The 7,209-nt window shown below is 66.4% G+C and carries 9 protein-coding genes; 4 read left to right on the top strand and 5 right to left on the bottom strand.

The genetic code is table 11. The annotated features are described in order from the left end of the window. Positions 1–304 precede the first annotated feature (304 nt). From FAF44_RS51030 to FAF44_RS56570, 5 genes are all read right to left on the bottom strand, one after another. Entirely contained in the window at positions 305–796 is a 492-nt protein-coding gene (locus FAF44_RS51030) for an SRPBCC family protein (RefSeq protein WP_237110733.1), read from the bottom strand. Then, positions 796–1,443, bottom strand: a complete 648-nt coding sequence (locus FAF44_RS51025; protein ID WP_237110732.1) for an SRPBCC family protein — start codon at positions 1,441–1,443, stop codon at positions 796–798. Before FAF44_RS51025 ends, FAF44_RS51030 begins: the two co-directional genes overlap by 1 nt. Positions 1,444–1,462: 19 nt before the next feature. Then, entirely contained in the window at positions 1,463–1,843 is a 381-nt protein-coding gene (locus FAF44_RS51020; protein WP_237110731.1) for a helix-turn-helix transcriptional regulator, read from the bottom strand. A gap of 213 nt (positions 1,844–2,056) precedes the next feature. Further along, a complete protein-coding gene (locus FAF44_RS51015) occupies positions 2,057–2,236 on the bottom strand; it encodes a hypothetical protein (RefSeq protein WP_237110730.1) in 180 nt (59 codons plus the stop codon). 75 nt (positions 2,237–2,311) lie between these two features. Continuing rightward, positions 2,312–2,482 carry a hypothetical protein gene (locus tag FAF44_RS56570; protein ID WP_368857801.1) on the bottom strand — a complete coding sequence of 57 codons (171 nt, stop codon included), beginning with the start codon at positions 2,480–2,482 and terminating at the stop codon, positions 2,312–2,314. A gap of 141 nt (positions 2,483–2,623) precedes the next feature. Here FAF44_RS56570 and FAF44_RS56565 point away from each other — a divergent pair, with 141 nt between their 5' ends. From FAF44_RS56565 to FAF44_RS50995, 4 genes are all read left to right on the top strand, one after another. After that, complete coding sequence (locus FAF44_RS56565; protein ID WP_368857800.1) at positions 2,624–2,767, top strand: hypothetical protein; 144 nt, start codon at positions 2,624–2,626, stop codon at positions 2,765–2,767. 695 nt (positions 2,768–3,462) lie between these two features. After that, on the top strand, positions 3,463–4,800 hold the full coding sequence (locus tag FAF44_RS51005; protein WP_237110728.1) for an MFS transporter: 1,338 nt from the start codon (positions 3,463–3,465) through the stop codon (positions 4,798–4,800). A gap of 17 nt (positions 4,801–4,817) precedes the next feature. Next, entirely contained in the window at positions 4,818–5,852 is a 1,035-nt protein-coding gene (locus FAF44_RS51000; protein WP_237110727.1) for a lipocalin-like domain-containing protein, read from the top strand. A gap of 43 nt (positions 5,853–5,895) precedes the next feature. Beyond that, complete coding sequence (locus tag FAF44_RS50995; protein ID WP_237110726.1) at positions 5,896–6,093, top strand: hypothetical protein; 198 nt, start codon at positions 5,896–5,898, stop codon at positions 6,091–6,093. Positions 6,094–7,209 lie beyond the last annotated feature (1,116 nt).

Below are 7,209 nucleotides of genomic sequence, written 5' to 3'. Positions count from 1 at the left end.
GACGGCATCGGCGACCACCACCCGCCCTACTGGGGGCCAGACCAAGTACGAGAAAAGGGGTAGGGTCCTGCCCTGCCTGAGATATCGCTGATCAGTGGGTACGGCGGCGGGACGCCAGCACCTCGGTGACCTTGGCGATGGCTTCGGCGCCGGGTTTGACAGAGCGCATGGCGGTGCGCGGGTTCTTGTGCTGCGTCTTGCCCATGATGAGCTGCCAAGAGCAGCCTCACCACAATCAAGATCCTTTTCACCGCCAACGGCTGTCCGCCCGTTCCTCCACCCCGTCTTCCGGCTCAGTGGCAGATCAGTTCGCCCCTTGGCGGACGTCCGTCCCGTGCTCGGCGAACGCCTTGAAGTCCTCCATGTGCTGCTGCGACTGCTTGCGGAAAGAGCCAGGCATCACAAGCCCCACCAGTCGCACCAGCAATCCGTCGAACCGGAATTCGCTCTCGCTCACCCAGAGCGTGGTGTCCGGACCGGCTGCGATCAGCCGGTCGCGCTGGGCCTGCCACATGCCCTCGCCGGCGATCTCGCGGTCGTAGTGCACGACGACAGAACTGGGGAGGGCGAGCAGGTCTTCAGGTTCCAGGCGCGTGATGGTCTCGGTGGCCTCCATCCTCTGCTTCCCCATTTGAAACACGACTCGCGAGGTGGTGCCGAGCTGGCCGTGCGCTCCGTCCACCGGCTCGTGCAGTACCAGGCCCCGCAGCCACTTCGGCATGTGCGCCGGGTCCGCGAGCATCTGGAGCACCTTCTCCCGCGGCAGGGCGATCTCGATCGAGGTGGTGTACTTCATCAAGCGTTCCCTCCGGGGGCGTAGAACGCGGTGGTGGCCTTGACGGCGGCAGCCACGTGATCCGGATCGCCACCGGCGGCCAGGTGAGCTTCGCCCCATGCCGCAGCGCTGCGCCGCACGAACTCGAGCCCCGTGGGCGAGGTCTGGAATTCCTCGTGATCGAGGGTCTCGCCGTCTGCCAGGAACCGGGCCAGGGTGAGGAGATGCAGATCCCAACCCACACCGCCGGCACCGGGGCCGTAGGTCGGGAACATGGGCTCCCCGATGGCCGCTGCATGGACCAGTTCAAGCTCGGTGTCCCCGGCAGGGCCCGGGGACAGGCGCACCTCGACCTCGCTCGTGCCCGGCCACTCGTCGGCGTCCGGCCCGAAGAGCCAGGACACCCGCAGCAGACGCGGCGGCTCGCACCGGAGGATCTCCCCGTGCTCACCGCCGTCCAACTCGAACGACCCGCCGAGCCGCAGCTCTCCGGTGACCGACTTCAACCAACGGCCCAGCCGCTCAGGGTCGGTGATGGCGTTCCACACGTCGTCGACCGGCGCGTCGTAGCGACGCCGCAACTCCATCGTGTACGCGTCGCCGGCGGGCAGGGTCGCTGTTCCCATCGTCCGGCGCGCAGCGGCCAGTTCATCCAGCACGTCCTTCATGTCAGGTTCCTAATGAGAGTTAACGGATCGGCCTTGCCGATGTCGGTACCGTGTCGGGCTGCTGGCCAGCCCGGGACCGGATTGCACGCCTGCCTCGGGCCAACTCAGTGCCCAGGGCATCGAGCCGCTGATCCCAGAACCCGCGAAACCGGTCCAACCACACGTCAACCTCGCTTAGCGACGTCGGGTCGACGGCATAGAACCGGCGAGCCCTTTCGGCCCGGACCGACGCGAACCCGTTCTCAGGCAGAACGCGAAGATGCTGGGAAACAGCCGGCTGGGACAGTGCGAACTCAGCCCGGATCACGTCCGTGATCGCCCCAGAGGCCTGCTCACCCTCGGCGAGCAGCTCCAGAATGCGCCGGCGCACCGGGTCGCCGAGAATGTCGAACGCGTGCACGAGCCAGAATAATACCAGATCTGGCTTATATAAGCCAGGACTGGTACTGCCGCGTTGCCCCGGGTGTCGACGCACATCGACACCCTCGGGCAGCGTGTGACGGTCGGGCGGTTCTGCGTTCCGTCACACCGTGATGTGACGGTGATTGTCACCCACCGGACGCCGGTTGATGCGCTGTTCCCGGCCGCTCGTTCGGGCCGTGTGGCGCGTTTCTTACTGGTTGGGGCTCATGCAGCTACGGCCGCGCTCCACCATCTGCTGAGCGGCGGCGCGGCTCTCGCCGATCAGCTCGGCGATCTGCTGGAAGCTCATCCGGCCGCTGCGGCTTCCGTCGCCGTCGCCCACGTTCATGAGGGCCACCAGGTCCTCGCGCAGGTGCGTGAGCTGCTGCACGACGCCCTCGTGGAGCGATGGTTATCTAGGGCTGTCGGACTCTTTCAGCAGGTCAGAGGCTGATGATCTCTTCTTTCACGTGGGCCAAGGTGGCAGGTGGAAGTGGAAGACGCTCTGCCAGGCCGTCTCGCCGCTGGCGTGCCAGAGGTTCACTCCGGCAGCCCCGAGCGCGCCGGCAAGCCGCCGGGACACCTCGACCGCGGCTCGCATGACGTGTGCCGCAGTCTCGACCGGAATCTCCCCCAAGTCGCGGTGGCGTGCTCGCGGGACGACCAGCGTGTGGCCCTTGGTGGCCTGGGCGAGGTGAGGAAAGCGATGAAGTGCTCGTCCTCATGGATGGTCTGCGAGGGCTCGGTGCCGGCGACGATGCGGCAGAAGATGCAGCTCATGAGCGGCATGATCACAGCGCGCCTGGCCGGCACACAAATGCATTCTGCACTACTGAGAGTCGCCAAAGATGGCGATCTGGTGTGCCCTGGGTTCGATGGAGTCGCGTTTCTGGATTGTCATGCCACGGTGGACGAGTTATGAAGCGGTACAGGGCTGCGTCGTGGTATCCGGGGGCCGTTGGTACCAGGACTGATGTGGCCGGTGCCCGTTGTAGGCGCCGGATCGATACCGGCCGCGTGCAGGATCTCCCACACCGTGGAGGCCGCGATCCTGTAGCCCAGGCAAGCCAGCTCGCCCTGGATCCGCGATGACCCCAGGTCGGATTCTCTCGCGCCATCCGAACGATCAGCGCCTTGACCGGCCGACGGGTACAGAGCCGTCCTGGGCGCCGCCGAGCGGTGAAGGTCTACTTCCGCGCCACAAGGTCACGGTGCCAGCACAAGATCATCGCAGGAGTGACCGGAAACATCTCCGCCCATCGCGGCCGGGCACCAAGCTGACGGCGCAGCACTTGGTTCTCGTGACGGAGCACCAGCAGCTCAGCCTCCCTGGACAGATCAGAGCGGACCAGCACCGCCACAAAGCTGCACAAGCACCGAACAACCCCGCCCGGCGATGGTGACAGCCGCGGCGCAGATCGCGCAGCAGAATCCCAGCTCAGAACCCAAAACTGTGTTCCAAGTGGCCCCGGCGACCGGGCCAAGCTTCCGTTGGCTATATTGAATATATGGTGCGTAAACACCTTGCGGCTCGGCGGCGGTCGCGCCAAGGCGGTCGACGGAGTCCCGTACACGAGCGCCTGGCGATGATGTCCGACTTCGGAACGGAGCACTGAGATGAGAAGAGCCGTACTCGCCACCGTCTGCCTGGCCTTCTTCATGACAATGCTGGACACCACCATCGTCAACATCGCGATCCCCGATTTACGGGCCGACCTCGGTGCCTCACTGGGCCAGGCGTTGTGGGTGCTCAACAGTTACACGCTCGCCTTCGCCGGGCTACTGCTGACCTGCGGACGGCTTGGCGACCGCTACGGGCACCGTTCCGTGTTCCTCGCCGGCCTGGCGGTCTTCACCATCGCCTCGGGGCTGTGCGGCCTGGCGCAGGACCCCGCGCAGCTCATCGCCGTACGCGTGCTGCAGGGGGCCGGGTCCGCGCTGCTGATGCCACAGACGTTGTCGATCATCATGGCCGTCTTCCCACCTGACCGACGCGGCGCGGCCTTCGGCGTGTGGAGCGGCGTCGCCGGACTGGCCACCATCGCCGGACCCGCCGTGGGCGGCGTGCTCGTCGACGCCCTGAGCTGGCGGTCGGTGTTCCTCGTCAACCTGCCGCTCGGCGTGCTCGCGTTCGTTGCCGGACGCGTCGTCATCCCGCCCGGCGGCACCCCCGACCAGCGGCGGGCAGCGCTCGATCCGCTCGGCGTGCTGCTGTCGTCGGCGGGGCTGTCCGTGCTGGTGTTCGCGCTTCTTGGAGGCGAGCCCTATCTGGCCGTCCTCGGCGGCCTCCTCCTCATCGCCTTCGTGGCCCACCAGCGCTCGGCGCAGAGACGCACACCCCTGCTGCCGTTCCGGCTCTTCCACGACCGCAACTTCACGCTGATGAACGCCGTGCTCATGGCGGCCCTCTTCGCCACGATCGGCCTGCTGATCACCTACACCCTCTACCTGCAATCGGTGCTCGAACTCTCACCAACGCAGGCGGGACTGATGCTGGCACCACCGTCGTTGGCAACCCTGATCATCTCGCCGCTCGCCGGCAGGCTCGCCGACCGGGTGAACCCGCGGCTGATCTTCGGGCTCGGCCTGTCCGCCTTCGCCGCGGGGTTCGTCCTGCTGGCGCTGTTCAGCGACGGACGTACGAACGCCCTTGCCCTGCTCCCCGGGATGCTCCTGTGCGGAGTGGGGGCGGGCGCGGTGTTCGCGCCGGCCAACGCACTGGCCATGCGGGAGGTCCCGCCGGAGCTCAACGGCGCGGCCTCCGGAGTGGTGAGCACCCTGCGCCAGGTCGGCACCGTGCTCGGTACGACCGTGATCGGCGCGATCCTGCAAACCGAGACGAACCTGGTCCAGGCCATGCCGGCCGCGCTGTACACAGTGGTCGCCGTGCTCCTCGCCACGGCCGTGGCCACCTGGTGGACCAGACGGCCGGCGGTTCAACACACCCACCCTTGAAAGGAACTCGAAGGACCATGCGCAAGAAACACATCGCGGTCGCTCTCTGCCTGACCGCCGTCGGGCTGGCCGGACCGGTGACCCCGGCATCGGCGGCGCCCATGACGAAGGTGTCCCAGCCGGACCGGGGATTTCCGAAATTCGTCCGGTTGCCGGCGGACCAGGCGAACCACCCGTCGTCTCCCATCGAGTGGTGGTACGTCGTCGGGCACGTGCAGGCAGGCGACCGTCGCTTCGGCTACGAGGTCACGATCAACCGGTCGAGCGCCGGGCCGGAGGTACACGCGGCCATCACCGACGAGAAGAACGGAAAACACTACTCCCTCGTTGAACGGTTCCCCCTGGAGGAGGTGAGCTTCTCGAACTCCAAGCTCGACGTTCGTACGCCCCAGGCATCACTGACCGGCCCGATGGAGGCGATGGCCCTCAAGGCGACCCTCCCCGACGGCCGCATCGAGCTCGTCCTGCGACACTCGGGACCGGCTCTCTACCCAGGCGGAACCGGGCTGATCCCGTTCGCCGAAGGCCAGAGTTACTACTACTCACTTCCCAGCCTGAAGACGAGCGGGCACCTCACCGTCAAGGGAAAGACCCACGCCGTACGCGGGGAGTCATGGCTCGACCGGCAATGGGGCGACTGGGAATGGTCCAAGATCAAGCGCTGGACCTGGATGGCCGTCCACCTCGGCAACGGTGACCGCCTCAACGTCTGGGACCTGGTCGGCACCCGCGACGAGAAAGCGTACGCCACGATCCTGCACCGCGACGGGCGCCAGACGATCGCGCCCATGGTCCCTCTCGCGAAGAACGCCGGGGGACACTGGCGCAGCCCCCTGACCGGGCAGAACTATCCCACCCGGTGGAAGGTGAAGATCCCGGGCCTGCGGGCCGATCTCACCGTACGGTCTCTCGTCACCGACCAGGAACTCGACATCCGCTACCCCGGCCAGCCTTCCGGAATGTACGAGGCGGACTCGGCCGTCACCGGCACCTACGCCGGTCGGCCGGTGAGCGGGCAGGCCTACGTCGAGCTCTACGGCGACTGGGCCTGACAGGGAGGATCACGAACCACACCGACGTACCAAGGAGTTCCCCATGACCGGCGTGCTGCCCACCGTACGCGACACCTTGTTCGATCCACCCCGTGAGATCCTTGACGATCCGCGCCCGCTGCGCCGCGTCACCTTCGGCGACGGCCGACTCGGCTGGTTGGTCACCGGCTACGACCTGGCCCGCGCCGTGCTCGCCGACCAGCGCTTCAGCGCCGCCAATCGCCGACCGCTGATCCTGTAGCCCGTCAAAACTCGCGCACACGGGTTGAGCTGGGGTTTCACCAGTCGAGCCAGGCAGCTCTGCGCCTGCCGAAAAGCACGTCCATGCATGTCAAGCAGACCATGCATCGCATCCGAGGTCCGCTGCGAGCCATCCTGCCTGCGAACGCAAATGACCAGGAGATGGCTGCTCGGTGGTTGCTCGCGTGTACGCGATACAGCACGGCACCCGTCGGCCCAGACCGACACGACGACGGGGATGATCCCCGTCACGACAATACAAAACAGCACTCCGTGGACACTGAGCGACATCAACCGAGGATTCTCATAATCCGTGGGTCGTGGGTTCAAGTCCCACCCGCCCTACTCTTCAATACCGCGTCCGAACTGGGGTTTCTCGGTTCTCGCCGGCCTCGGATCGCGTTGTCGATCATGGTTGGTTGCTCGGTGGTTGCTCTTGTGTACGGACCGTGTATCACGGTAGATCATTGAGGCCGCCATCGTCACTTCAGACCCCGATGACGACCATCAGAAGCTCAAGCCAGAAGGTTCGCACGACAACCGCCGGTCAGCGATGACCTCAGGCGCGGTCAAGTCTCCTCCAAACCGCCTCGTCGCGCTCACCAGGCATTACTGACCAGCAGATAAAAGATCCGCTGCTTCTCGTAGCAATCCTCTCGGCCCGCATCCAGCGCAGGCTGGAGATCGATCGGCTGCGCTACCTGTGCGACACCCTTGAGGACACGCAGGTAGGCCCGCCGAAAGGATCGGCGGGCCTGCCTGGGTTGGGTGGCTCAGGTAGCGGTCATGCCGGCGTGGGTCGGCAGGGTGATCAGCCGAGCGGTCTGAGCGCCTGCGGCTGCGGTGTTATCGAGGGCGGCGATGGATTCGGCGGCGGCGCGACTGGTGTTGAGGACGTACGGGCGAAGCCCGTGCCGTTGTGGGTGGTCCGTTGAACAGGCCGTACATTCCGACCGCCTTTACAATGTAGATTTTGCGGAACGGGAGTCCGGTGGTCCAGGACGGTGACGCCGGCGACGGGGGCCGGCGTCAGCGGCCGTGAAGCGCGGACAAGCTTCGATCGCCTCACCGAGCGCCATCTCCGCGTCGGTCGGGCGCGCGGCTATTGACGGTCGTC

It is taken from the genome of Nonomuraea sp. MG754425 (genome assembly GCF_021699195.1).
Lineage (GTDB): Bacteria > Actinomycetota > Actinomycetes > Streptosporangiales > Streptosporangiaceae > Nonomuraea.
Note: the sequence above shows the minus strand (reverse complement) of the source record. Positions and strands in the feature narration are given on the sequence as shown.